The organism is Actinoplanes sp. ATCC 53533, assembly GCF_003947245.1.
On record NZ_QHHV01000547.1, the window covers coordinates 1 to 1,155 of the forward strand.

The window sequence follows — 1,155 nt, forward strand, 5'->3', positions numbered from 1 at the left end:
ACACCACCCACGCCGGCCAGGACTGGGAACGCGACGTCGCAGACTGCCTGCAACTGATGTTCCGCCAACCCGGCACACCGGGGTCGGCCAACCTGCTGAACGCTGCCGTCGGCAGATACCTACAGGCTCGTCCAGAGAAGGGCTTCATCTCCTACCGAACCCGGCTCGGGGTCACCCTCGCACTGATCGCACAGCCATCCGATCCCGGCCTTGCCGCCCGCGTTCTCCAACACGCAACGGAATCGGTAATCGCCTCGGACGACGGATACGGCGCCAGAGACCTATCCGGCTCGAATGGCCTACTCGGGACAATCACGGCCGGTCAGCGTGAGAAGCTCACCGCGATCATGACCGCCAGCGGCCTATACGGCGTCTCACCCAACGATCCGGTCATCACACACCTGACGAGCATGGCCGCCGAGGCAGCGAAGGTTCTTACCGAATCACTACCCCGGATCGCAAGCACAGCGTGAACCATGCGAGTGGATCACACGAGAACATGCCGATCGCTCGCGTCAGTCAAGCGAGGCGGTGTCAGGGGAATGACCATGGCTCACGATGAGCACGTGGAGATCAACTTTCCCGTGCTTTTTAGCGAGTACGAACAGCTCGGCGTTGACTGCCTGCTGCTGTCGGCCTATCCCATTAACGAGATCTTCCACGTCAAGGCCCGCGCTCTCGCCGCGATCAACAACTTCTGGGTGCCGCTGTCGGGGCCAGCGCAGACCGGGCACCTGGTGCCGTCCGGGTTAGACGGCCCTAACGGTGCCCGATCGCTGACCTCGCACCGTCCGGCGATCTCGTCGTGGCCGAGCTCGACCGCGAGGATCCGCAAGCTACATGTCGCGCTGAACCTCGCTCGTCCGTGGCGAGCGCTGGCCCGGCACGGACAGATCTACCGGGACCGTCAGGTGAGTGATCCGCGCAGCGTCGACCGCACCGCGATCTGACCACGGGCTGACGACAGTCGGAGTGGTGATGGCGTGTCCGCCGGTCGAGCAGTGGCTCCACCATGCGCCCCGTGCCGGTTCGGTTCCCACCGCGCTGGCAGCGCGGCGGCAACGGCTTCGCGTTGGAGGTGGTGGTGCTGCTGATCCGCAACTGCTCCTCGCTGCACTGCCGAGGATCTGCTGATCGCCCCGACCCAGCGAGCCA

General features: G+C 64.9%; 1 protein-coding gene and 1 pseudogene. Both read left to right on the forward strand.

Annotated elements, in window-relative coordinates; translation table 11 throughout:
* Positions 1–473 (forward strand): annotated as a pseudogene (locus tag DMB66_RS62240) (hypothetical protein); the annotation flags it as partial.
* Between the two features lie 93 nt (positions 474–566).
* A complete protein-coding gene (locus DMB66_RS59925) occupies positions 567–950 on the forward strand; it encodes a hypothetical protein (RefSeq protein WP_125812701.1) in 384 nt (127 codons plus the stop codon).
* Positions 951–1,155: the final 205 nt, after the last annotated feature.